Source organism: Streptomyces physcomitrii, from assembly GCF_012273655.1.
Lineage (GTDB): Bacteria > Actinomycetota > Actinomycetes > Streptomycetales > Streptomycetaceae > Streptomyces > Streptomyces physcomitrii.
This window is the reverse complement of the sequence record NZ_JAAWWP010000015.1, coordinates 1-23,497: the sequence shown is the minus strand read 5'-3', so window position 1 is coordinate 23,497 and position 23,497 is coordinate 1. Positions and strand designations below refer to the sequence as shown.

At 74.3% G+C, this 23,497-nt stretch carries 14 protein-coding genes; 9 read left to right on the top strand and 5 right to left on the bottom strand.

What is annotated here, in order from left to right:
- Positions 1 to 57 precede the first annotated feature (57 nt).
- A complete protein-coding gene (locus tag HFV08_RS22175; RefSeq protein WP_168541729.1) occupies positions 58 to 4,698 on the top strand; it encodes a hypothetical protein in 4,641 nt (1,546 codons plus the stop codon).
- A gap of 265 nt (positions 4,699 to 4,963) precedes the next feature.
- On the opposite strand, the gene HFV08_RS22170 is transcribed toward HFV08_RS22175, so the two are convergent.
- A complete protein-coding gene (locus HFV08_RS22170; protein WP_168541727.1) occupies positions 4,964 to 5,452 on the bottom strand; it encodes a hypothetical protein in 489 nt (162 codons plus the stop codon).
- Positions 5,453 to 5,872: 420 nt separating this feature from the next.
- Here HFV08_RS22170 and HFV08_RS22165 point away from each other — a divergent pair, with 420 nt between their 5' ends.
- The 5 genes from HFV08_RS22165 to HFV08_RS22145 are packed head-to-tail and all read left to right on the top strand — an operon-like array spanning position 5,873 to position 13,704.
- Positions 5,873 to 8,605: a nitrate- and nitrite sensing domain-containing protein gene (locus tag HFV08_RS22165; RefSeq protein WP_168541725.1), complete on the top strand. Its 2,733-nt coding sequence runs from the start codon at positions 5,873 to 5,875 to the stop codon at positions 8,603 to 8,605.
- Entirely contained in the window at positions 8,602 to 9,030 is a 429-nt protein-coding gene (locus HFV08_RS22160) for a roadblock/LC7 domain-containing protein (RefSeq protein WP_040255159.1), read from the top strand. Before HFV08_RS22165 ends, HFV08_RS22160 begins: the two co-directional genes overlap by 4 nt.
- Before the next feature lie 10 nt (positions 9,031 to 9,040).
- Positions 9,041 to 9,436 carry a DUF742 domain-containing protein gene (locus tag HFV08_RS22155; protein WP_040255161.1) on the top strand — a complete coding sequence of 132 codons (396 nt, stop codon included), beginning with the start codon at positions 9,041 to 9,043 and terminating at the stop codon, positions 9,434 to 9,436.
- Between the two features lie 24 nt (positions 9,437 to 9,460).
- Positions 9,461 to 13,102, top strand: a complete 3,642-nt coding sequence (locus HFV08_RS22150; RefSeq protein ID WP_168541723.1) for a hydantoinase B/oxoprolinase family protein — start codon at positions 9,461 to 9,463, stop codon at positions 13,100 to 13,102.
- Entirely contained in the window at positions 13,099 to 13,704 is a 606-nt protein-coding gene (locus tag HFV08_RS22145; protein ID WP_040255162.1) for a GTP-binding protein, read from the top strand. The genes HFV08_RS22150 and HFV08_RS22145 overlap by 4 nt, the downstream gene beginning before the upstream one ends.
- 9 nt (positions 13,705 to 13,713) lie before the next feature.
- Here HFV08_RS22145 and HFV08_RS22140 read toward each other — a convergent pair whose 3' ends face one another.
- On the bottom strand, positions 13,714 to 14,541 hold the full coding sequence (locus tag HFV08_RS22140; RefSeq protein WP_168541721.1) for a M15 family metallopeptidase: 828 nt from the start codon (positions 14,539 to 14,541) through the stop codon (positions 13,714 to 13,716).
- A 69-nt stretch (positions 14,542 to 14,610) separates the two neighbouring features.
- Here HFV08_RS22140 and HFV08_RS22135 point away from each other — a divergent pair, with 69 nt between their 5' ends.
- Positions 14,611 to 15,147, top strand: a complete 537-nt coding sequence (locus tag HFV08_RS22135) for an NUDIX domain-containing protein (protein WP_168541719.1) — start codon at positions 14,611 to 14,613, stop codon at positions 15,145 to 15,147.
- Positions 15,148 to 15,185: 38 nt separating this feature from the next.
- On the opposite strand, the gene HFV08_RS22130 is transcribed toward HFV08_RS22135, so the two are convergent.
- Positions 15,186 to 17,534: a glycoside hydrolase family 31 protein gene (locus HFV08_RS22130; protein WP_168541717.1), complete on the bottom strand. Its 2,349-nt coding sequence runs from the start codon at positions 17,532 to 17,534 to the stop codon at positions 15,186 to 15,188.
- A 297-nt stretch (positions 17,535 to 17,831) separates the two neighbouring features.
- Here HFV08_RS22130 and HFV08_RS22125 point away from each other — a divergent pair, with 297 nt between their 5' ends.
- Both HFV08_RS22125 and HFV08_RS22120 read left to right on the top strand, forming a co-directional pair.
- Positions 17,832 to 19,805: an acetoacetate--CoA ligase gene (locus HFV08_RS22125; protein ID WP_168541715.1), complete on the top strand. Its 1,974-nt coding sequence runs from the start codon at positions 17,832 to 17,834 to the stop codon at positions 19,803 to 19,805.
- A gap of 96 nt (positions 19,806 to 19,901) precedes the next feature.
- Positions 19,902 to 20,792, top strand: coding sequence for a DUF8829 domain-containing protein (locus HFV08_RS22120; RefSeq protein WP_168541713.1), 891 nt, complete (start codon positions 19,902 to 19,904; stop codon positions 20,790 to 20,792).
- A gap of 103 nt (positions 20,793 to 20,895) precedes the next feature.
- Here HFV08_RS22120 and ptsP read toward each other — a convergent pair whose 3' ends face one another.
- Positions 20,896 to 22,566 carry a phosphoenolpyruvate--protein phosphotransferase gene (ptsP, locus tag HFV08_RS22115; RefSeq protein ID WP_168541711.1) on the bottom strand — a complete coding sequence of 557 codons (1,671 nt, stop codon included), beginning with the start codon at positions 22,564 to 22,566 and terminating at the stop codon, positions 20,896 to 20,898.
- A 95-nt stretch (positions 22,567 to 22,661) separates the two neighbouring features.
- Positions 22,662 to 23,111 (bottom strand): PTS sugar transporter subunit IIA, encoded by a 450-nt coding sequence (locus HFV08_RS22110; protein WP_168541709.1) that lies wholly within the window; start codon positions 23,109 to 23,111, stop codon positions 22,662 to 22,664.
- Between the last annotated feature and the right edge of the window lie 386 nt (positions 23,112 to 23,497).

The window sequence follows — 23,497 nt, the reverse complement described above, 5'->3', positions numbered from 1 at the left end:
GACCAGCCGGGCCCCGGCCACCTGGGACCGGCCCCTTCACCACGAGAGTCCGCCGCCATGTACGAGCTGTCCCGGATCCGCCTCTACTCGATCGGACCGGCAGGCGCCCGCTACGCCGACACCGTGCTCGACCTGCGCTCGGTCGGCGAGCCGGTCCCCGAACCCGCGCCCACCCAGGCCGAGTTCTTCGAGGAGGAGCCCACCGGGCCGCCGCGCAGGCCCGCCCCCGCCGGGGTGCTCTTCCTGGAGAACGGCGGCGGCAAGTCCGTCCTGCTCAAGCTGATCTTCTCGGTGATGCTGCCCGGCCACCGCAACACCCTCGGCGGTGCCAGCTCCGGGGTGCTGCGCAAGTTCCTGCTCGCCGAGGACTGCGGGCATGTCGCCCTGGAGTGGCAGCACACCCTGACCGGCGAGTGCGTGGTGGTCGGCAAGACCAGCGAGTGGCGCGGCCGCCAGGTCTCCGGCGACCCCCGCAAATTCGCCGAGGCCTGGTACTCCTTCCGGCCCGGACCCGGGCTGAGCCTGGACAGCCTGCCGGTCGCCGAGGCCACCACCGTGCCCGCCCCGGCCGAGGGCGCCTCCGGCGCGCGCGGCAGACGGCGCACCATGAAGGGCTTCCGGGACGCGCTCACCGACGCGGGCAAGGCCTACCCGCATCTGGAGATCCACTGGGAGGAGATCCATGAGCGCTGGACCGAGCACCTCTCCGACCTCGGGCTCGACCCCGAACTCTTCCGCTACCAGCGCGAGATGAACGCCGACGAGGGCGAGGCCGCCGGGCTCTTCGCGGTGAAGAAGGACTCCGACTTCACCGACCTGCTGCTGCGCGCGGTCACCGACACCCGGGACACCGACGGACTCGCCGACCTGGTCGGCGGCTTCGCGCACAAGCTCGGCCGCCGCGCCGAGCTGATCGCCGAACGCGACTTCACCGCGGGCTCGGTGGAACTCCTCGGCCGGATCGTCGAGGCCGCCGGGACCCGGGCCCGTACCCGCGAGATCCACGCGGGCGCCGAGCGCCGCACCCGCCAGCTGGCCCGGCGCCTCGGCGCCCGCGCCGCCCGGGAACGCGCCCGCACCGCCGCCCTCGCCGGGCAGGTCACCGACGCCGCCCAGCAGGTCACCGAGGCCGAGCGGGCCCGCGGCCGCAGCGCGCTGATCGCCGCCGAACTCGCCTACCGGCACGCCAGTCTGGCCCTCGCCGGTGCCGAGAAGAAGGCCGCCGCCCAGAAGCGGGAGCTGGCCGAGGCCCGTACCCTGCACGCCGCCTGGCAGGCCGCCGAGGTCGTGCTCCGGCACCGCGCCGCCGCCGACCGCTCCGCCCGGGTCGCCGCCGCGATCCAGGAGGCCGAACGCGACGCGGCACCCGCCCTCGCCGCCCGCGCCGCTGCCGCCGCCGAGCTGGTACGCGCCCTGCACGCCGCCGCCGAGGAGGCCGAACAGCTCGCCGCCGAGGGCGAGGAGCGCTCGGCGGCGCTCCAGGCCGAGGGGGAGAGCGCCCACCGGGAGGCGACCGCCGCCGCCACCGAGGCCCAGCGCGCCCGCAGCGAGTCCGGGCATCTGCGCCAGCGCCTGGACGAGGTCGAGCAGGAGACCGCCGAGGCGGTACGGGCCGGCTGGCTGGACGGGCTCGCCCCGGACGCCGACCCGGCGCGCGCCGCGCTCGCCGCCAGCGACGCCGAGAAGGACGCCGTCGCCGCCTGGGACACCGCACGCGAGGCCGCCCGGCAGTCCGCGGAGCGCGCCAAGGAGGCCGCCGCCGAGGAGAGCCGCGCCGAGCTGACCGCCGCCCGCGCCGCCGACGCCGACCGCGCCGCCCGGGCCGCGTACGAGACCCAGCTGCGTACCGCCGAGTCCCTCGCGGGCGAGGAGCGGCTCGCCGAACTCCTCGGACTGCCGGGGGCGCCCGCCCGCGCCGCCGTGCCCGGACCGCGTACCGGGGACGAGACCGCGGAACCCGCGCAGGGACCCGCCCCGCAGGGGCTCGACGCCGAGGCCCTGGACCGCTGCGCCGAGGAGCTGCGCGCCCTCTTCGCCGTCGGGATCGCCGCGGCCGAACGCCAGCTCTTCGACCTGCGCACCGCCGCGGCCGACGACGCCCGCATCCTCGCCGCGCTCGGCGACGGCGGGCTGCTGCCGCCGGGTCCGGACGTCCTCGCCACCGTCGAGTTCCTCGGCGAGCACGGCATCCCGGCGCTGCCCGGCTGGCGCTACCTCGCCCAGTCCGTCGACCCCGCCGACCACGGGCGGGTGCTCGCCGCCCGGCCCGAACTCGTCGACGGCGTCGTCATCACCGACCCGGCCACCCACGCCCGGGCCCGCGAGGCACTCGCCGAGGCGGCCCTGCTGCCCCGCTCCACGGTCGCGGTCGGCACCGCCGCGGCCCTGCTCGCCCCCGCCCGGCCCGGGGAGTCCCCGGAGGTCTTCCTCGTCGCGCCGAACCCGGCCATGCACGACGAGAGCGCCGCCGACGAGGAACGGCAGGCCCTGCGCGAGCGCGCCACCCGCCGCGACGAGGAGATCCGGGCGCTGGCCGGACGCCTCGCCCTCGACCGCGACCTCGCCGCCCGCCTCGCCTCCTGGCGTGCGGGCTGCCCCGAGGGCCGGCTCGCCGAACTCGCCGAAGCGGCCGAGCGCGCCCGGGAGTTCGCCGAGGAGAGCCAGAGCGCCCTGGACGAGACCCGGCCGGTGCGCGCCGAGACCGAGGAGACCGCGGCCGAGGCCGCCCGCGAGCGCGAGGTGCGCCAGGAGGCGGCCCAGCGCGCCCGCCGCGCCGCCGACGCGCTGGCCGGACTCGCCTTCCGGCTCCGCGAGCGCGCAGGCTGGCAGGTGCGGCTGCGCGAACTCGCCGACGAGGCCGCCGAGTCCCAGGAGCGGGCCCAGCGGCTCCTGGAGCGGGCCAGGGCCGCCGACGAGGACCGCCGCGCCGCGCAGCGGGCCGCCGACGACTCCCGCCGCACGGCCCGCACCCTGCGCGCCGAGCGCGCCGAGATCGCCGGTGTCCCCGACGAGCTGCCCGAGCCCGCCGCCCCGGACACCGACCGCCCGGCCGTCGCCCTGCCCGCGCTGCGCGAGGCCCACCGCGCCGCCTCCCAGCTCTACGAGAAGGTCGGCGTCGGCGCCGATCTCCGCGCCGAGCAGGCCCGCGCCGAGAGCGACGACAGCGCCGCCCTCGCGGAGCTGGAACGCCTCAGCAACAAGGTCCGTACCCGGGCCGGGCAGTTGCTCCAGTCGCCGGACGGCGCCGACGGGCCCTCCCGGCAGGCGGCCGCCGCCCGCGCCGAGGAACACGTCCAGCTCCTGGAGACCCGGGCCTCCGCCGCGAGCGAGCAGCTCGGCAGGCTGCGCGGGGAGGCCGAGCGGCAGGCCCCCGAGGCCGGGGACGCGCACACCGAACTCCCCGAGGACCGGGTCCCCGCCGACACCGAGCAGGCGCAGTCCCTGCTGCGGGCCGCCACCGCCGAACTCGCCGCGGACACCGAGGCGTGGGAGCTGGCCCGGGAGGCGCACACCGCCCTGCTGCACGAGCACCGCGGCGCCCAGGAGGCGGTCGGCGGCTTCGAGGAGACCGGGGCCCTCCTGCGCGACCTGCTGCGGGACCCGGGGGAGAGCCAGGAGGCTGAGGGCGAGAGCACGCCCGAGGCCTTCGGCGGCGGTCTGGAGGAGGCCCGGCACGCCGCGGCCGAGGCCCGGCGTTCACTGCGCGGCTGCGCCACCGACCTCTCCGCCGCCGAGTCCGCCGTCCGCGAGGCCTCCGACATCCTGGTCCGGCACGCCAACTCCACCCGCTACGAGCAGGTGCGCACCCCGGCCCGGCAGCAGATCCGCGAACTGCCCGCCGCCGCGCTGCCGGAGCACGCCGCCAAGTGGGCCGAGGCCTTCGCGCCCCGGCTGCGGGTGCTCACCGACGAACTGGAGCAGCTGGAGCGCAATCGGGACAGCATCGTGGACCGGCTGCGCGGACTGGTCGAGTCGGCGCTCGCCACGCTCCGTTCGGCGCAGCGGCTCTCCCGGCTGCCCGAGGGCCTCGGCGAGTGGTCCGGCCAGGAGTTCCTGCGCATCCGCTTCGAGGAGCCCGACCAGGCCACCCTGACCGAACGCCTCGGCGAGGTCATCGACGAGGCGACCAGGGCCGCCGTGCGCAAGAACTCCGATCTGCGCCGGGACGGGATGTCGCTGCTGCTGCGCGGGGTGCGCGCCGCGCTGGAACCGCGCGGGGTCTCCGTGGAGATCCTCAAGCCGGACGCGGTGCTGCGCGCCGAACGCGTGCCGGTCGGGCAGATGGGCGACGTCTTCTCCGGCGGCCAGCTGCTCACCGCCGCCATCGCCCTCTACTGCACGATGGCCGCGCTGCGCTCCAACGACCGGGGCCGCGACCGGCACCGGCACGCGGGCACCCTCTTCCTGGACAACCCGATCGGGCGGGCCAATGCCACGTACCTCCTGGAGCTGCAGCGGGCGGTCGCGGACGCGCTCGGGGTGCAACTCCTCTACACCACGGGCCTGTTCGACACCACGGCACTGGCCGAGTTCCCGCTGGTGATCCGGCTGCGCAACGACGCGGACCTGCGCGCGGGGCTGAAGTACATCCGGGTCGAGGAGCATCTGCGGCCCGGGCTGCCGCAGCAGTCGGCGGGGGAGACCGTGCACGGGGAGATCACCGCGACACGCATGTACCGGCGGCCCGCGGGCGGTTGACGCCGCGGGCCACCCAAAAGTGGTTCACGCACGGGCGGTTGACGCACAGACGGCCGGCCCGCGGTCGATCGCCCCCACGTACAACCGCCCGCCTGCGCACAACCGCGCCCGGGTACAACCGCGCCCGCGTACAGCCGCGCCCGCGGTGCGAACGGGGAGGGCGGCTCCGGCGCGTCCGGTGATGGCCGAAGTGCGCCGGGAGGCGTGCCGGGGCCGGTCGCCGTCATTCGTCCGGATCCCGACGGCGGGCGCGGGGAACCGCCGCTCAGGGGTGCGAGAGCTGCCCGGCGGCGCCGCGCCGTGGTGAGCCGCCCGCCGAGCGCTCGGCCGCCCGTGCCTCCCGGCGCGCTCTGCGGCGCTCCCGGCGCCGCTGGCGGGCCGTGCTGTTCGGGGCGGAGACCACGCCGTTGCGCTGGTTCCACACCTGCCGGGTGACCCAGACGTCCAGGACGCCCCAGGTGGCGACGACCGTACTGCCGACGCTGCTGAGCACCATCGGGAAGGCGAGCCAGGATCCGGCGAGGGTGCAGAAGAAGGCGATCACGGCCTGGACCAGGGTCAGGGCCACGATCAGCACCGCCCGCACCGCGGCGTTGCGGACCGCGTCGGGCATCCGGCGGCGCCCCACCGGGTCGTCGGCCCACAGCGGGCGGCCCGCTTCCGCGGCATCCCCCGCGTACTCCCCGGCCCGTGCGTACCGCCCGTCGAAGGCCGCCGGTGAGGCCGCTTCCCGGTGCCGCTCTGCTGTGCTCATCAACCCGTCACTCCCCACCGGCTGTTCCGGATGCTGTCATTCCGGTTACCAAGTGGCTGCCCGGTTCGCGCTGTCTCAAGCCGGACGTCCACCACTCTGCCCAAGTGAGTCATTTTCGCACCGTGTCGCCGTAACCAAGGACGATCCAGACGCGCAGAAGATTCCCGCCGAGCGCAAGATTCAGGTCAATTCACCGTTGCGCCCGGCCGGATGGTTTGGGAGTTGATCCGCCACGGTGCGGTAGGTGATCTCCCCCAATGAGCGGACAACTGCGGACGAGGCGGCGTGCAGGCGGAGTGAAGGCCTCCGGACATCCCTTCGAGATGTTCCCCCGTCAGTAGTAGGCTCGCGCCGTTTCCTGACCACACGCGTTGACCACAAAGCGCCCCCCTCGCGGCGGGCGCCTTTCAAGGGGAGGCCATGGGCTTTCGCGGGAAGTCGATCCGCCGGAAGATCGTGGCGTTGCTCCTTGTGCCCCTGCTCTTCCTCACCGCGATCTGGGCCTTCGCCACCGTCATCACCTGGCAGGAGGCCCGGCAGCTCGTCGGTATCAACGACGTCCTGAACAAGGTGGGCCTCCCGGTCCAGAACAACGTCGTGGTGCTCCAGCAGGAGCGCCGCCAGACCATGGTCTACCTGGCCGACCCGCGAGCCTCCGGCGCCCAGAAGAAGCTGAAGGCCACCCGCGCCGCCACCGACCGGACCATCGACGCCCTGCAGCGCGCCGTGGACGGCTCCGACGTCCGGGACGACATCAGCACCGAGTCCCGCCGCAGCCTCGACGAGGTCCTGGACTCCTTCCAGGAGATCCCCTCGCTGCGCGCCACCGTCGCCGACGGCTCCGCCACCCGCTCCACCGTGCTCGACCAGTACAGCGAACTGATCACCTCCTGCCACGAACTCCTCGACAGCCTCGCCCACCTCGACAACGCCGAGGTGGACAAGAAGGGGCGCGCCCTGGTCGGCGTCTCGGTGGCCCGCGAGCTCTTCGCCCAGGAGGACGCCCTGCTCGGCTCGGCGCTCGTCGCCCGCCACCTGGACCGCCAGGAGATCCGCAAGGTCTCCGACCTGGTCGCGCAGCGCGAACTCCTCTACCAGGTCAACCTCCCGCTGCTGCCCGACGCCCAGGCCGCCCCGTACGAGCAGTTCTGGCGCGGCGGCGAGACCTCGGCGCTGCGCAGCGCGGAGCAGGCGGTCAGCGACTCCTCGCCCGGCACCCCGAGCGCGATCACCAGCGACCGCTGGGACGCCACCGCCGACAAGGCCCTGGACCGGATGCTCGAAGAGGGCATCGGGACCTACTACCACTTCGACGACAGCCTGGGCCCGGCCACCTCCCGGGTCATCACCCAGGCGGTGATCGCCGGTGTGCTCGGACTGCTCGCGGTCGTCTTCTCGCTCTTCATGTCGGTACGCATCGGCCGCGCCCTGGTCCGCGACCTGCGCCGGCTGCGGCAGGACGCGCACGAGTCCTCGGGCGTCCGGCTGCCCGCCGTGATGCGCCGGCTCGCCGCCGGTGAACGCGTGGACGTGGAGACCGAGGCGCCGCAGCTGGACTACCCGAAGGACGAGATCGGACAGGTCGGCCAGGCGCTCAACTCCCTGCAGCGGGCGGCCGTGGAGGCCGCGGTCAAGCAGGCCGAGCTGCGCCAGGGCGTCTCCGAGGTCTTCGTCAACCTCGCCCGCCGCAGCCAGGTGCTGCTGCACCGGCAGCTCACCCTGCTGGACACCATGGAGCGCAGGACCGAGGACACCGACGAACTCGCCGACCTCTTCCGCCTCGACCACCTCACCACCCGCATGCGCCGGCACGCGGAGGGCCTGGTCATCCTCTCCGGCGCGGCGCCCTCCCGGCAGTGGCGCAAGCCGGTGCGGCTGATGGACGTGGTCCGCGCCGCGGTCGCCGAGGTCGAGGACTACGAGCGCATCGAGGTCCGGCGGCTGCCCCGGATGGCCGTCACCGGCCCGGCCGTCGCCGACATCACCCACCTCGTCGCCGAACTCCTGGAGAACGCCACGGTGTTCTCGCCCCCGCACACCACGGTGCAGGTGCACGGCGACCGGGTGGCCAACGGCTTCACCCTGGAGATCCACGACCGGGGACTCGGCATGGCCGCCGACGCCCTGCTGGACGCCAACCTGCGGCTGGCGGAGACCCCCGAGTTCGAGCTGTCCGACACCGACCGGCTCGGCCTGTTCGTGGTCAGCCGCCTCGCCCAGCGCCAGAACGTCCGCGTCTCCCTGCAGCCCTCGCCGTACGGCGGCACCACCGCGGTCGTCTTCATCCCGGACGCGCTGCTCACCGAGGCCCAGGACCCCGAGGGCCGCGAGGAGGACACCGGCGGCGTCCGCGTCCCCGCGCAGTCCGCCGGGCCGTCCGCACGCGACAACGCACTCACGTTCCCCGGCGGCACCGGCGGCGGCAGGCCCGTCGTCCTGGAGGGGCCGACCGAGTTGGAGGCGCCCGTGGGCACCGACGACCTCGCCGAGTTCCCGGGCGCGCTCCTCGACGAGGACAGCGAGCGCGGCAGTCTCTTCCGCCCCCGGCGCCCGGTCGCCCCGCTGCCGCCCGAGCAGCACCAGCAGGCCCGCGACGCCCGCGAGGAGACCCGGCCGACCGGCCAGGAACAGCCCGAGGCACTGCGCCCGCTGCCCAAGCGCACCGCGCCCAAGCTGGTCAGCTCGCACGGCCGCCCCGTCGAGGAGCCCCCGGGCGAGCAGCCGCCCGCCCGCGGCAGGGCCCCGGAGCAGCGCGGCCCCGCAGGGCCGGGCGGCGGCGCACCCCAGCACCCGGCGGCACCGCGGGAGAGCAGCATCCGGCAGGCCGGGGAGGCCTACCGCTCCGGACCGCCCGCGGCCGAGGGCCCCGTACCGCCCGCCGCGCCGCTGGCCGGGCCCGGCGGACTGCCGAAGCGGGTGCGCCAGGCCAATCTGGCGCCGCAGCTGAAGGACGGCCCCGCCCGCCGCACCGACCGGCAGGGCGCCCCGCCCGCGCCGCAGCAGGACGGCACCGACCGGGACGCCGACGAAGTACGCAGCCGGATGGCCTCCCTCCAGCGGGGCTGGCAGCGCGGCCGCGACGAGAACACCGCCGACCAGGGCGCCACCGAGGACACTGGACCGCGAACGACACCTGAGGGGGACGGTCGATGACCACACCGAACGCCGCCGGGCACCTGCCGGCACCGGGAGGCTCCGGGGAGCTGAACTGGCTGCTCGACGACCTGGTGCAGCGGGTGGCCAGCATCCGCAAGGCGCTCGTGCTGTCCGGTGACGGCCTGCCCACCGGCGTCTCCCAGGACCTGACCCGGGAGGACAGCGAGCACCTCGCCGCCGTCGCCTCCGGTTTCCACAGCCTCGCCAAGGGCGTCGGCCGCCACTTCGAGGCGGGCAGCGTCCGCCAGACCGTGGTCGAACTCGACGACGCCTTCCTCTTCGTGACGGCGGCGGGCGACGGCAGCTGCCTCGCCGTGCTCTCCGACGCGAGCTCGGATGTCGGCCAGGTGGCCTACGAGATGACCCTCCTGGTCAAGAGAGTGGGCGTACACCTGGGTACCGCGCCCCGCTCGGGCGGGTAAGCGGAACGGCATGAGCGCTGACGGTCAGGAAAGTGCCCACTTCTTCGACGCCGACGCCGGACCGGTGGTGCGTCCCTACGCCATGACGCGGGGCCGCACCACCAGTCCGGCCCAGCACCGCCTGGATCTGATCGCCGTGGTGGTCGCGGAGTCCCGCGCCCACGACCCGGGGGCCGACCAGACGCTGTCGCCGGAGCACGTCGACATCGTGGCGCTGTGCCGCGACACGCCGCAGTCGGTCGCCGAACTCGCCGCCGAGCTGGATCTGCCGATCGGCGTCGTGCGCGTACTCATCGGCGATCTGGTGACCGCGGAACTGGTCCATGTGACGCGCCCGGTGCCCCCGGCCGAGCTGCCCGACGAGAGTATTCTGCGCGACGTGATCGACGGCCTGAGGGCGCTGTGAGCAGCGTGGAAGCGGGAGTACGACGTGGCGGGCTGGCAGTTCTGGGTTGACCGGGGAGGCACCTTCACGGACATCGTGGCGCGCCGCCCCGACGGCGCGCTGCTGACCCACAAGCTCCTCTCCGACAACCCCTCCCGCTACGCCGACGCGGCCGTCGAAGGCATCGGCGAACTCCTGCGCCGGGCAGGGGAGAAGAGCATCGCCGGGGCCCGGATCGACGCCGTGCGGATGGGCACCACGGTCGCCACCAACGCGCTCCTGGAACGCGCCGGCGCCCCCACCCTCCTGGTGATCACCCGCGGCTTCCGCGACGCCCTGCGCATCGCCTACCAGAACCGCCCCCGCATCTTCGCCCGCGAGATCGTCCTGCCCGAGCTGCTGCACTCCCGGGTCGTCGAGGTCGACGAGCGCCTCGCCGCCGACGGCACCGTGCTCAGGCCCCCCGACCTCGACGCCCTCGAAGGCCCGCTCCGCGAGGCCTACGCGGACGGTATCCGCGCCCTCGCCGTGGTCTGCCTGCACAGCCACCAGCACCCCGCGCACGAACAGGCCGTGGGCGAGCTGGCCGCCCGTATCGGCTTCCCGCAGATCTCGCTCTCCAGCGAGGTCAGCCCGCTGATGAAGCTGATCCCGCGCGGCGACACCGCGGTGGTCGACGCCTACCTCTCCCCGGTGCTGCGCCGCTACGTGGACCAGGTCGCCGCCGAACTCCCGGGCGTACGGCTGATGTTCATGCAGTCCAACGGCGGGCTGACCGAGGCGGGGCAGTTCCGCGGCAAGGACGCCATCCTGTCCGGGCCCGCGGGCGGCATCGTCGGCATGGCCCGGATGTCCCAGCGCGCGGGCTTCGACAAGGTCATCGGCTTCGACATGGGCGGCACCTCCACCGATGTCTCGCACTTCGCGGGCGCCTACGAGCGGGTCTTCACCACGCAGATCGCCGGGGTCCGATTGCGCGCCCCGATGCTGGACATCCACACGGTCGCCGCGGGCGGCGGCTCCGTCCTGCACTTCGACGGCAGCCGCTACCGGGTGGGCCCCGGCTCCGCGGGCGCCGACCCGGGCCCCGCCTCGTACCGGGGCGGCGGACCGCTCACCGTCACCGACGCCAATCTGCTGCTCGGCCGCATCCAGGCCGCGCACTTCCCGGCCGTCTTCGGCCCCGAAGGCGACCTGCCGCTGGACGAGGCGCGGGTACGCGAGCGGTTCGCGGCGCTGGCCGCCGAGATCCGGGAGCGGACCGGCGACGACCGGGGCCCCGAGGAGGTCGCCGAGGGCTTCCTGCGGATCGCGGTCGAGAATATCGCGGGCGCCGTCAAGCGGATCTCGGTGCAGAAGGGCCACGACGTCACCCGCTACGCCCTCACCACCTTCGGCGGGGCGGGCGGCCAGCACGCCTGCAAGGTCGCCGACGCGCTCGGCATCCGCACCGTCCTCGTCCCGCCGATGGCCGGGGTGCTCTCCGCCCTCGGCATCGGCCTCGCGGACACCACCGCGATGCGCGAGCGCTCGGTGGAGGCGGCCCTCGACGAGGCGGGCATGGCGGCGGTACGCGCCACCGCCTGCGAACTCACCGGGGCCGCCCGCGCCGAACTCCGCGCCGAACAGGTCCTCGAGGACCGCATCCGCACCGAGTGCACCGCCCACCTGCGCTACGACGGCACCGACACCGCCCTCGGCGTCCCGCTCGGCGAACCGGCCGCGATGGCACGGGACTTCGCCGACCGGCACCGCGCCACCTACTCCTTCACCCTGGACCGTCCCCTGGTGGTCGAGGCGCTGTCCGTGGAGGCCACCGGACTCAGCGAACCCCCCGACCTCGGCCGCCTCACCGAGCCCGCCGAGGGCCCCGCGCGCACCGGCGAGGTACGGATGTACACCGGCGGTCGGTGGCGCCGGGTGCCGCTGTACCGGCGGGAGGCGCTGGCCGAGGGGGAGCCGGTCGAGGGGCCCGCGCTGCTCGCCGAGAGCGGCTCGACCACCGTGGTCGACGAGGGCTGGCGGGCGGTGCTCGGCGCGGAGGGGCGCCTGCTCATGGAACGCGAGGGCGAGGCCGCCCCGCCCGGGGCCTCCGCCGCGGCCGACCCGGTGCTCCTGGAGGTCTTCAACAACCTCTTCATGTCGATCGCCGAGCAGATGGGCGCCCGGCTGGAGTCCACCGCGCAGTCCGTCAACATCAAGGAGCGCCTCGACTTCTCCTGCGCCCTCTTCGACCCCGAGGGCAACCTCGTCGCCAACGCCCCGCACATTCCCGTCCACCTCGGCTCCATGGGCACCAGCGTCACCGAGTGCATCCGCCGCCGCGGCACGAAGATGCGCAAGGGCGACGCCTACGCCGTCAACGACCCCTTCCACGGCGGCACCCACCTGCCCGATGTCACCGTGGTCTCCCCGGTCTTCGACGCCGCGGGCGAGGAGATCCTCTTCCATGTCGCCTCCCGCGGGCACCACGCCGAGATCGGCGGCATCGCCCCGGGCTCGATGCCCGCGGACAGCCGTACCATCGAGGAGGAGGGCGTCCTCTTCGACAACTGGCTGCTCGTCGAGGCGGGCCGCTTCCGCGAACGGGAGACCCGGGAGCTGCTCACCTCGGCCCGCCACCCCTCGCGCAACCCGGACACCAACATCGCCGACCTGCGCGCCCAGATCGCCGCCAACCAGAAGGGTGCCGACGAGGTCGCCCGCATGATCGGCACCTTCGGACTCGACGTGGTGCAGGCCTATATGCGGCACGTCCAGGACAACGCGGAGGAGGCGGTGCGCCGGGTCGTCGACACCCTGAGCGACGGCTCCTGCGCCTACGAGACCGACTCCGGCGCCGTCATCCGGGTCCGCGTCACGACCGACCGCGCCGCCCGCACCGCCACCCTCGACTTCACCGGCACCACCGCCCAGCTCGGCAGCAACTTCAACGCCCCGTACGCGGTGGTCAACGCCGCCGTCCTCTACGTCTTCCGCACCCTGGTCGACGACGACATCCCGCTCAACGACGGCTGCCTGCGCCCGCTGACCCTCGTCGTACCCCCCGCCTCGATGCTCTCCCCGGAGCCTCCGGCGGCCGTGGTCGCCGGGAACGTCGAGACCTCGCAGTCGGTCACCGGCGCGCTCTACGCCGCCCTCGGGGTGCAGGCCGAGGGCTCGGGGACGATGAACAACGTCACCTTCGGCAACGCCCGCCACCAGTACTACGAGACCCTGGCCTCCGGCTCCGGCGCGGGCGAGGGCTTCGACGGCGCACCCGCCGTGCAGACCCATATGACCAACTCCCGGCTCACCGACCCGGAGATCCTGGAGTGGCGGCTGCCCGTGACCCTGGAGGAGTTCGCGGTGCGCGGGGGCAGCGGGGGAGCGGGCCGCTGGCGCGGCGGCGACGGCACCGTCCGGCGGCTGCGCTTCGAGGAGGAGATGACCGTCTCCACCCTGTCCCAGCACCGGCGGGTGCCCCCGTACGGAATGGCGGGCGGCCGTCCGGGCGCGCTCGGCTCCAACCGGATCGAGCGCGCGGACGGCAGCGTCCTCGCCCTCGCGGGCAGCGACAGCGCGGACGTCCGCCCCGGCGACGTCCTCGTCATCGAGACCCCCGGCGGCGGCGGATACGGCCCGCCGCCGGACGACACCGAATCAGACGACACCGAATCAACCGAATCAGGAGAAGAAAACCGATGATCTTCGGGCGCCCTGAGCGAGGCACGACCCCGGTTGAGCCCGTCACGCTCAAGATCCTGGTCGCGGGCGGCTTCGGCGTGGGCAAGACGACCCTGGTCGGAGCGGTGAGCGAGATAAAGCCGCTGCGGACCGAGGAGTTGCTCAGCGAGGCCGGGCGGCCGGTGGACGACACCCGCGGGGTCGAGACCAAGAACACCACCACCGTGGCGATGGACTTCGGCCGCATCACGCTCCGCGAGGACCTGGTCCTCTACCTCTTCGGCACGCCCGGCCAGGACCGCTTCTGGTTCCTCTGGGACGAGCTGGCCACCGGCGCCCTCGGCGCGGTCGTCCTCGCCGACACCCGCCGCCTGGAGGACTGCTTCGCCGCCGTCGACTACTTCGAGCGGCGCGCGATCCCCTTCGTGGTCGGCGTCAACTGCTTCGACGGCGCCGACCGCTACCCCGCCGAGACCGTGCGCCAGGCCCTGGACCTGGACGCCTCGGTCCCGGTGGTGCTCTGCGACGCCCGGGAGCGCGAGACCGTCAAGCACGTCCTCATCGACGTGGTGGAGCACGCCATGGCGGTGGCCGCCGCCGGGCGGGTGCCCGCCTCGACCTGAGCCCGCCCCTCAGAGGCGGTCCACCGGGAAGTCGAAGTAGGTGTCGGGGAAGGGCTCCCCGGCGAGCGTGAAGTGCCACCACTCCTCGGGGAGGTTGGTGAAGCCCTGCGCCTCCAGCGCGCCGCGCAGCAGGTCCCGGTTCGTACGCTGCCTGCCCGTGACGCGCGGGTCGTCGGTGTGCGCGAGGGTGTCGAAGCAGTCGAAGCCGGTGCCCATGTCGACGGAGTTGTCCGGGAACCGCTGCTCCTTCGGCCCGTAGCAGGGGGTCAGCGGCTCGCCCGGCACATAGGGGCGGGTCGGCGGCGCGGGCAGCCGCACCAGGGTCACGTCCAGCGTGGAGCCCCGGCTGTGCCCGGACTTCTCCGCGATGTAACCGTCCGCGAACAGGTGGGACTTGTCCACCCGCGGATAGAACTCGGCCTTCATCCGCTCGTCCGTCAGATCCTTCGCCCAGCGCACGAAGTGGTCGACGGCGCGCTGCGGCCGGTAGCAGTCGTAGACCTTGAGCGAGTAGCCGTGCCGCAGCAGGGCGCGCTGGGCCCGGTGCAGGGCCGTGGCGGCGGGCCGGGTGAGCAGGCACACCGGCCTGCGGTAGCCGTCCACGGGCACCCCGAGGAAGTTGTGCCGGCTCGGATAGCGGATCTCCTGGCGGATCGTCGGGTCGACCGCGGACAGCTCCACGAAGCCGCGCGGAGCGGAGGGGCCGGGGCGCGCGGTGGCGGCCGGGACCCCCAGCCCGAGGAGCAGGAGCAGGGCCGCGAGCAGGATGAGCAGCCGGTGCGGGGCGGCTGCGCCGGGACGCCGAACAGGGCGGCCGGCAGCGGAAGTTGAGGTCATGGCCCCAGCCTCCACCCGCCGCGGACCTCGGCGGAAGACGCCCGACGGGTGATCGGATACAGTCCGCGCGTGCCCGTATCCGAGGACCGAACCATCACCCCCGTGCCGTACTCGCACTGCTCCGGCTGCGGGACGCCCTACCCGCACGGGACATCCGGCTGGCCCCGCACCTGCGCCGCCTGCCGCACCACCGTCTACGGCAATCCGCTGCCGGTGGCCGTGGCCCTCCAGCCCGCCTACGACACCCGGGGCACCGGACTGGTCGTCATCACCCGCGCCATCGCGCCCGCCCGCGGCACCACCGCGCTGCCCGGCGGCTATGTCGACCACCGCGAGGACTGGCGGCTCGCCGTGGTGCGCGAACTGCGCGAGGAGACGGGCATCGACGCCGCGGCCCGCGATGTGCGCCTCGCCGACGTGATGAGCGCGGCCGACGGGCACCTGCTCCTCTTCGGCCTCCTCCCGCCGCGGCCCGCCGGAGCGCTCACCCACTTCGACGCCACCGAGGAGACCGAGGGCCGCGGGCTGCTGCGGCGCCCGCAGGAACTCGGCTTCCCGCTGCACACGCTGGCCGCCCGCGCCTGGTTCGAGGGCCGCTACGGCTGAGCCCGGCGCCCGCCCCGGACGGACCGGGGCGCCGGGCCTCAGAGCCCCCGTACCAGCACCGGATACCCGGGGTCCTCGCCGCTGTCCCGGGTCACCGTCACCCGCCCGTCCCGCTGCCGCGAGGTGAAGCGCTCCACCGGCGGCTCCGCCCAGCCGTCCCCGGTGTCCGGCACGAGCAGGCCGCTGCCCGAACGCCCCTCGCCCGGCGCCCAGACCTCCAGCGCCGTCCCGCCGTCGGGGCCGAGCACGGGTATCACCGCCCCGGCCCGCGCGAACACCGGGATCCGCGACAGCGGCGCCTCGACCTCGATTCCCGCGGGGCCCCGATGGCAGCGGCCGGTCGCCGTGTCGTACCAGCGCCCGCGCGGCAGCCGCACCCGCAGCCGCCGGGCGCCCTCCTGGAGCACCGGCGCGACCACGAGCGCGTCGCCGAGCAGGAAGGCGTCCTCGCAGTCGCGCAGCGCCCGGTCCTCGGGGGCGGACCACCACAGCGGACGCACATAGGGCGCCCCGGCCCGGTGGGCGAGCTGGGCGAGGGTCATGAAGTACGGCCGCAGCCTGCGGCGTTCGGCCAGCAGCTCGCGCGCGTGCCCGAGCACCTCCGCGCCGAACTCCCAGGGCTCCCGGCGCCCGGCCGTCAGCGCCGAGTGGGTGCGGAACAGCGGCAGATACGCCCCCAGCTGGAACCACCGCAGATACAGCTCGGGCGAGGGGTGCCCGTCGAAGCCGCCCACATCGGGACCGGAGTACGGCACCCCGCACAGGCCGAGCCCGAGGACCAGCGAGAGCGAGGCCCGCAGCCCCTCCCAGCCGGTGGCCACATCGCCGGACCAGGTGCCCCCGTAGCGCTGCAGGCCCGCCCAGCCGGAGCGGGAGAAGAGGAAGGGCCGCTCCCCGGGGCGCAGGGCGCGAAGGCCCTCGTAGGCGGCGCGGGCCATGCACAGCGCGTAGAGGTTGTGGGCCTCGCGGTGGTCCCCGCCCCGGCCGTCGAGCGCGTGCCGGGCCGAGCGCGGCAGCGTCGCCTCGCCGAAGGCGGCGAAGGAGACCGGCTCGTTCATGTCGTGCCAGAAACCGGCGAAGCCGCGGCCGAGGCGCTCCTCGTAGCGCGCGCCCCACCACTCGCGCACCCGCGGGTCGGTGAAGTCCGGGTACCGCGTCTCGCCCGGCCAGACGACTCCGCGCACCTCCCGACCCCGGGCGTCGCGGACGAAGACCCCGGCCGCCGAGCCGCTCGCGTAGACCTCCTCGGCCGGATCCGCCCGTACCCCGGGATCGACGATCGAGACCAGGCGCACCCCCTCGCCGAGCAGTTCGGCGGCGAGCTGGGGCAGCTTGGGGAAGCGCTCGGTGTCCACCGTGAACACCCGGTGGGCGTCGAGGTGGTCGATGTCCAGATGCAGCGCGTCGAGGGCGAGACCGTGCTCCCGGTACCCCTCGGCCACCCGCCGCACCTCCTCCTCGCTGCCGAAGCCCCAGCGCGCGTGGTGGTGGCCGAGCGCCCAGGACGGCGGTACGGCGGGCTTCCCGGTCAGCGCGGTCCAGGTGCCGAGGATCCGCGCCGGGGCCCCGACCAGCACCCAGCAGCGCAGCGGGCCGCCGTCCATCCGCAGCTCGCTGCCCGCCGCCCTGTCGTGGCCCGAACCCGCCCCCTCCTCGCCCTCCCGCAGGCTCACCGAGCCGTCCCAGGAGGAGTCGTGGAAGACCAGGTGGGTACCGGCGTCCGCCACCACCATCAGCACCGGCATGGTCAGCGAGAGCGGATCGTCGCCGGTGCCGAAGGAGCCCCCGGGATCGGTGTTCCACAGCCGGTACGCACCGGCCCGCAGCCGGGGCCCCGAGGACCGCCCGCCGAGCCCGAAGAACCGCGCGTCCGCGGGCAGTTCGGTGCGCTGCACCCACCGCGCCGGCTCACCCGGGGCCACCTCCCACCACCGCGGCGGCAGATCGTGCCGCAGCACCACCCCGCCGGGCGTCCGCACCTGCACGGCCCCGTGCCGCGAGACGGCGACCGTGGCCCGCTCCGAGACCACCCGCCAGCCGCCCTCCTTGTCCGGCTCCAGGCGGGCCCGCGGATCCGGCGGGGGCGGCGCACCGGCCAGCGCGTACGAGGGCTCGGGGCCCGCGCCGTCCCAGCCCCAGAAGACGGCACCGCCGGTGGTCACCGTGATCCGCAGCTCGGCCCGCTCGAAGCGCAGCACACCCCCGCCGGGCCCCGGCTCGGCCCCGGTGAGCAGTCCCGGCACCCGGGCCCGCTCACCCGCGCGGGAGGGCAGCGCGGCCGCGTCCGCCCGCCGGTTGCGCCATGCGGCACGCACGGCACGCATCCCCTGGGCAGCCCCCAGGGCACCCACCGCCTTCGCCGAACGCACCAGGTCGCGACCGTTCATGGTGATCACCCTGCCATCGACACGGCCCCGGGCGTGAGCTGTTCAATCGCCGTTCACCATGCGTACCGCCACCCGCTGCCGCCGGAGCCCACCGGCCGCCCGCGAGCTGCTCTGGTGCCCGGCCCGCGCACATGGCATCGTCCACGTGGGCCTCTCCCCGCGGATCGGGCCGGGTGCCGCGTCCGGCGTGCCCGGCGCACCCCCGGCCGGAACCCGGGAAGCGGCCCGCCGCCGCGTCGCGCGCACACCGCGCCCGCGCGCGGACGCCCACGACGCGTAGACAACGGGAGCCGCACCATGTCCGCAGCGCAGCCCGCGCCGCTCTGGAACCCGAGCCAGGAATTCATCGACAGCGCCCAGATCACCCGGTTCCAGGCCTGGGCCGCCGAGCACCACGGCGCGCCCGCCGACGGCGGCTACCCGGCCCTGCACCGCTGGTCCGTCGAGCACCTGGACACCTTCTGGGGGGCGGTCGTCGAGTGGTTCGACGTCCGGTTCACCACCCCGTACACCCAGGTCCTCGGCGAGCGCGCGATGCCCGGCGCCCAGTGGTTCACCGGCGGCCGCCTGAACTACGCCGAACACGCCCTGCGCGCCGCCGACTCGCGCGGCGAGGAGCCCGCGCTGCTCGCGGTGGACGAGTCGCAGCAGCCGGTGCCCGTCAGCTGGTCCGAGCTGCGCCGCCAGGTCGGCTCGCTCGGCGCCGAGCTCCGCGCCCTCGGCGTCCGCCCCGGGGACCGGGTCAGCGGCTACCTCCCGAACATCCCGCAGGCCGTGGTCGCCTTCCTCGCCACCGCGGCCGTCGGCGCGGTGTGGACCTCCTGCGCCCCCGACTTCGGCGCCCGCAGCGTCCTGGACCGCTTCCAGCAGGTCGAGCCCGTGGTCCTGTTCGCCGTCGACGGCTACCGCTACGGCGGCAAGGAGCACGACCGCCGGGAGACCGTCGCCGAACTGCGCGCCGAACTCCCCACCCTGCGCGCCGTGGTGCACATCCCGCTGCTCGGCACCGAGGCCCCCGAGGGCACCCTCGACTGGGCCGGCCTCACCGCCGCCGACACCGAACCCGTCTTCGAGCCGGTGCCCTTCGACCACCCGCTGTGGGTGCTGTACTCCTCCGGCACCACCGGCCTGCCCAAGGCCATCGTGCAGTCCCAGGGCGGCATCCTGATCGAGCACCTCAAGCAGCTCGGCCTGCACTGCGACCTCGGCCCCGGCGACCGCTTCTTCTGGTACACCTCCACCGGCTGGATGATGTGGAACTTCCTCGTCTCCGGCCTCCTCGCGGGCACCACCCTCGTGCTGTACGACGGCAGCCCCGGGTACCCCGACACCGGCGCCCAGTGGCGCATCGCCGAGCGCACCGAGGCCACCCTCTTCGGCACCTCCGCCGCCTATGTGATGGCCTGCCGCAAGGCCGAGGTCCACCCCGGCCGCGACTTCGACCTCTCCCGGGTCCGCTGCGTCGCCACCACCGGCTCCCCGCTGCCGCCCGACGGCTTCCGCTGGCTGCACGAGGAGGTCCGCGAGGACCTGTGGACCGCCTCGGTCAGCGGCGGCACCGACGTCTGCTCCTGCTTCGCGGGCGGCGTGCCCACCCTGCCCGTGCACATCGGCGAACTCCAGGCCCCCGGCCTCGGCACCGACCTCCAGTCCTGGGACCCCGAGGGCAAGCCGCTCACCGACGAGGTCGGCGAACTCGTGGTCACCAACCCGATGCCCTCCATGCCGCTGCACTTCTGGAACGACCCGGACGGCACCCGCTACCACGACAGCTACTTCGACACCTACCCCGGCGTCTGGCGCCACGGCGACTGGATCACCGTCACCTCCCGCGGCTCCGTCGTCATCCACGGCCGCTCCGACTCCACCCTCAACCGCCAGGGCGTACGAATGGGCTCCGCCGACATCTACGAGGCCGTCGAACGCCTCCCCGAGATCCGCGAATCCCTCGTCCTCGGCATCGAACAGCCCGACGGCGGCTACTGGATGCCGCTCTTCGTCCACCTCGCCCCCGGCGCCCGGCTCGACGAGGCCCTGCTCGGCCGCATCAAGCAGGTCATCCGCGAACAGCTCTCCCCGCGGCACGTCCCCGACGAGGTCATCGAGGTCGCCGCCGTCCCGCACACCCTGACCGGCAAGCGCCTCGAAGTCCCGGTCAAGCGCCTCCTCCAGGGCACCCCGCTCACCAAGGCGGTCAACCCCGGCTCGGTGGACAACGTCGAACTCCTCGCCTTCTACGAGGACCTGGCCCGCGAGCGCGCCCAGGACTGACCGTCGACCGCGGCGCGGGACCGGTGTCCGGACCCGCTGTCAGTGCCCCTGCCTACGGTGAGTGAGTACCGATCAACCGTGCACACAGGGGGACACATGACCAGCGCCACCAGCGGGACCCACCACGTCCTGCGCCGCGAGATCGCCGGCACCGTCGGACTGCTCACCGACGCGCGGGACTTCGCCGCCATGCGCCGCTACCGCAGCTTCACCTTCGACGACCACGAGCGCTATCTCCAGCACCTCCAGACCCTGCTCACCGACCGCAGGGCGCGGGGCCGCCAGACCACCCTCGCCCTCTTCGACCCCGGCGAGTACGCCGAGTTCTGCGCCGCCTCCGGCCTGGAACCCGACACCCCGGGCAGCCGCGCCCGCTTCACCGCCGAACTCGCCACCAGCGCCCCCGCCGTACGGTACGAGGGCCAGCCCCTGCGCGAGATCGCCGAGGACCTCCTCGACGAGGCCCTGCGCCAGGCCACCTGGGAGTACGCGGCGGCCCTGCTCACCACCGCCGGGGACTGCGCCGCCTGCGGCGAGGACATCGGGCGGAGCGCCTTCGACCGCGCCCACGCCCTGCTCGGCCAGGTGCTCGACGCCCTGGGCCCGGGCAGCCACCACCTGGTGTGCAGCGCCCTGACCCCGCACGGCAGCCTCACGGCGCCCCTGCACGCCGCGGCGCCACCGGGCGGGCCGCGCGCCGTCGACCCCGGCGAGGCCCTGGAGTTCACCACGGTGCTGGCCGCCGCCCTCGCCCACTCCTGCCCCGGCGGCCTCGTCGTCCGCACCACCGAGGACGGCGAACCGGACCGCGTGCACGGCTGGCGGCTGCGCGAGGAGCAGCTCCGGCCGCTCACCGCCGCGGAGGTCTTCGACGCCTACTGCACCGACGCCGAGACCGGCGAACTCATCGCCCCGGAATCCGGCGTCGAGTACGGCACACCCCCGGACCTCGGCCCCCAGCGACCGCCGGGCGGCCATCTGAACTGAATCCGGCGGGGCGGCCCCCGGGGCCGCCCCGCGCGTGTACGCCCGCATCCCCGGCCGCCAACTCCCGTAGAAGACGGGCGACTTCTCCCCGGAAGAGATTCCGCTACTCCCCGGAAAGAACCCCGCGCGCCGCCTGCCGCGCCTCCTCGGCGCTGTCGGCGGCCCGGGCCGCGGAGGCCGCGCGCTCGCACTGGGCCAGCGTGAACCTGGCCAGCGCCGTGCGCACGAAGGGCAGCGCGGACGGCGCCATCGACAAGGAGGTGACACCCAGACCGGTCAGCACACAGGCGAGCAGTGGATCCGCCGCCGCCTCCCCGCAGACACCGCAGCTCTTGCCCTCGGCCCGGGCCGCCTCGGCGGCCATCGCGACCAGGTCGAGCAGCGCGGGCCCCCAGGGGTCCTGCAACCGGGAGACCGCACCCAGCTGCCGGTCCGCGGCGAAGGTGTACTGCGCGAGGTCGTTGGTGCCCAGGGAGAGGAACTCGACTTCCTGGAGGATCGACCGCGCCCGCACCGCGGCGGCCGGAATCTCCACCATCGCCCCGAACTTGGCGTGCAGCCCCGCCTCCCGGCAGGCCGCGGCGAACTCCCGCGCGTCCCGCCGGTCCGCCACCATGGGCGCCATCACCTCCAGATACACCGGCAGCCCCTCCGCGGCCCGGGCCAGCGCGCCCAACTGCGTCCGGAGCACCTCCGGGTGGTCGAGCAGCGCCCGCAGCCCGCGCACCCCGAGCGCCGGGTTCGGCTCGTCGGCGGGGGAGAGGAAGGCAAGCGGCTTGTCGGCGCCCGCGTCCAGCACCCGCACCACCACCCGCCCCTCGGGAAAGGCCTCCAGAACCTCCCGGTACACCGCGAACTGCCGCTCCTCCGAGGGCGCCCTGCTCCCCTCCTCCAGGAAGAGGAACTCCGTACGGAACAGCCCGACGCCCTCGGCACCCGCCTCCAGCGCCGCGGCCACCTCACCGGGGCCGCCGATGTTCGCGAGCAGCGGCACCTTGTGCCCGTCCGAGGTGGCACCGGGACCGGTCGAGGCGGCGAGCGCGGCACGGCGTTCGGCGGCGGCCCGCGTCATCTCCGCCCGCTCCTGCCCGGTCGGCTCGACGAACACCTCACCCGTACTGCCGTCCACCGCGACCACCGTCCCCTCGGCCAGCTCCACCGCCCCGGGCAGCGCCACCACCGCGGGCACGCCCAGCGAACGGGCGAGGATCGCGCTGTGGCTGGTGGGCCCGCCCTCCTCGGTCACGAAACCGAGCACGAGCGCCGGGTCGAGGAGCGCGGTGTCGGCCGGGGCGAGGTCCCGGGCAATCAGCACATAGGGCTGGTCGCTGTCCGGCACCCCCGGCATGGGCACCCCGAGCAGCCGGGCCACGATGCGGTTGCGCACATCGTCGAGATCGGCCACCCGCCCGGCCAGGTACTCACCGGCCCCGGCGAGCAGCGCGCGGTACGAGGCGAAGGCGTCGTACACGGCACGCTCGGCCGTACTGCCGACCGCGATACGCCGCTCCACATCGGCCTTCAGCTCCGGGTCGTCGGCCATCAGGGCCTGGGCCTCCAGTACGGCCTGTGCCTCGCCGCCCGCCAGATTGCCCCGCGCGAGCAGATCCGCCGACACCGCCTGTACCGCCTTGCGCGCGCGTCCCTGCTCGCGCCCGGCGTCCTCGGGACGGATCTGTCTGGCAGGGGGTTCGAGCACGGCGGTGCCCATGTGCCGGATCTCGCCGATCGCGACTCCGTGACTGACCCCGACTCCCTGCAGCGTTGCTTCCATCTCACCTGTCCCGGTTGTCTGCCGGCCCGGGCCGGGGCCCCGCACTGTGCACGCGGCGACCCCTGCCCGGGCACCTGGGCTGCTGTCGCAATCTCTCAGACCCAGCCGAAAAGACTGTCACCCACACGTACGTCGCCGGACTCCACCAGATCCGACAGCGCCTCGGGCATCGCGTCCAGGGCCACGACGGGGCAGATCGGCGACTTGCCGCCGGCCTCCACCGCCGCCGGGTCCCAGCGGACCAGGGGCTGCCCCCGCCGCACCGTGTCCCCCTTGGAGACCAGCAGCTCGAAACCCTGCCCCTTCAACTGGACCGTGTCGATGCCCAGATGCGTCAGAACCCCGTGGCCGCCCTCGTCCACCACGACGAAGGCGTGCGGGTGCAGCGAGACGACGATGCCCTCGACCGGGGACACCGCCTCGGTCGCGCCCCGGCCGGGATCGATCGCCGTGCCCGGGCCGACCATGGACCCGGAGAACACCGGGTCCGGCACCGCGGCCAGCCCGATCGCCTTCCCGGTCACCGGTGATGTCACGTCGATCATGGGACAGAGCCTTCCGGAAGAAGACGGTTCGGACCCATACTTACCCGCCGGTCGTCCGCCCGCATCAGGCCGGCGATTTGCACGCCCTGAACGCAGGCCTGTAGAGTCTTACTCCTGCCTGAGAGCGGAACAGAGCGGCAATCAAGTCGATCTCCACCACTTCTCGGCAGTCCCAACTCGTCAGACTTCGTCTCCGATTTGAGTATCTGCATGCCCGCAGAACCTCTGGTCAGAGAGCAGAAAAAACACTGATAGAGTCTGGAAACACCGAAGGGAAACGCCCGGAGGAAAGCCTCGGCTGAATGGTCGGGGTGAGTACGAAGGAAGTGTCCGTTCCTTGAGAACTCAACAGCGTGCCAAAAGTCAACGCCAGATATGTTGATACC

Coding starts and splice junctions, on each gene's coding strand:
- HFV08_RS22110 (WP_168541709.1), bottom strand. CDS start 23,111: ATGATCGACGTGACATCACCGGTGACCGGGAAGGCGATCGGGCTGGCC.
- HFV08_RS22165 (WP_168541725.1), top strand. CDS start 5,873: ATGGGCTTTCGCGGGAAGTCGATCCGCCGGAAGATCGTGGCGTTGCTC.
- HFV08_RS22140 (WP_168541721.1), bottom strand. CDS start 14,541: ATGACCTCAACTTCCGCTGCCGGCCGCCCTGTTCGGCGTCCCGGCGCA.
- HFV08_RS22155 (WP_040255161.1), top strand. CDS start 9,041: ATGAGCGCTGACGGTCAGGAAAGTGCCCACTTCTTCGACGCCGACGCC.
- HFV08_RS22125 (WP_168541715.1), top strand. CDS start 17,832: ATGTCCGCAGCGCAGCCCGCGCCGCTCTGGAACCCGAGCCAGGAATTC.
- HFV08_RS22130 (WP_168541717.1), bottom strand. CDS start 17,534: ATGAACGGTCGCGACCTGGTGCGTTCGGCGAAGGCGGTGGGTGCCCTG.
- HFV08_RS22170 (WP_168541727.1), bottom strand. CDS start 5,452: ATGAGCACAGCAGAGCGGCACCGGGAAGCGGCCTCACCGGCGGCCTTC.
- HFV08_RS22175 (WP_168541729.1), top strand. CDS start 58: ATGTACGAGCTGTCCCGGATCCGCCTCTACTCGATCGGACCGGCAGGC.
- HFV08_RS22160 (WP_040255159.1), top strand. CDS start 8,602: ATGACCACACCGAACGCCGCCGGGCACCTGCCGGCACCGGGAGGCTCC.
- ptsP (WP_168541711.1), bottom strand. CDS start 22,566: ATGGAAGCAACGCTGCAGGGAGTCGGGGTCAGTCACGGAGTCGCGATC.
- HFV08_RS22120 (WP_168541713.1), top strand. CDS start 19,902: ATGACCAGCGCCACCAGCGGGACCCACCACGTCCTGCGCCGCGAGATC.
- HFV08_RS22145 (WP_040255162.1), top strand. CDS start 13,099: ATGATCTTCGGGCGCCCTGAGCGAGGCACGACCCCGGTTGAGCCCGTC.